An 870-nucleotide genomic window follows, 5' to 3' on the forward strand; every position below is an offset into this window, starting at 1 on the left:
AACAATTTTTTTATTCTTTGGCATTTCTTCAATCACATACCCTTCAGGAATTTCAAGGGTTACTTTTTTAACTTTTGTAGTTGGTGCACCAAAATCGATAGGATATTTTCGGGCATCAACTTGATCAAATTCATTAGAGATTTTACTTAAAAACAACATTGGATTGATAATCAACTTCTTTCCGACCTTGTCTATCAAGTTAGATGATGAAAATTTCATTGTACTTTCAAATTCCCCATTATCAAGTACCTTGGAATCAATTCCTGTAAAATCTATGGAGAAGTTCTCTTTATATTGCTTCTTATATTTTTCCGGGTTTTCATCATAAGCATCTTTTACATACATTGCAAAACCTCCTGTATCTTTATCAGAATAAGATCCTGAAATACTGCCATCGTCATTAATCTTTGCATTTACTGTTAGAAACGTGCTGCTCTCCTTCGTATTTTCCATTTGGATCTGTACTGTTTTAGTTTTGGAAACCAAAACTGCGTATTGGTTCCAATCCCTTAAAGGTAATTCATCCATAGAAGACTGCTTGGAAGTCGCATCATAAATGTGATAATGTCCATTAATATTTACTGATGCCAGTACAAAGTTCATATTAGAAACATTGGGTGAAGTAAGATTGATCAGTCCATTTTCTACAGTGGAAATCACCACCGGATCTGCATTAATCCCAGCTTCCCTAAGAAGCATAACCAGATAAAGATTAATTTCTGCAGCATTACCTACTTTTGTATCAATCATTTTTTTGATCCCATCATCTGTATAAATTCCTTTGTCTTTGTTCCAGGTAAATGTTTTTTGAACATAAGAAAATAGTGCATTTGCTTTTTCAAGATCGGTGCTCATCTGCAAAGCACCAGC

General features: G+C 33.9%; 1 protein-coding gene. It reads right to left on the reverse strand.

Annotated features, from left to right (window positions below; genetic code table 11):
* On the reverse strand, positions 1-870 hold an 870-nt coding region (locus BBH99_RS12680; protein WP_131799222.1), incomplete at both ends, for a transglutaminase-like domain-containing protein.

It is taken from the genome of Chryseobacterium contaminans (assembly GCF_001684955.1).
Lineage (GTDB): Bacteria > Bacteroidota > Bacteroidia > Flavobacteriales > Weeksellaceae > Chryseobacterium > Chryseobacterium contaminans.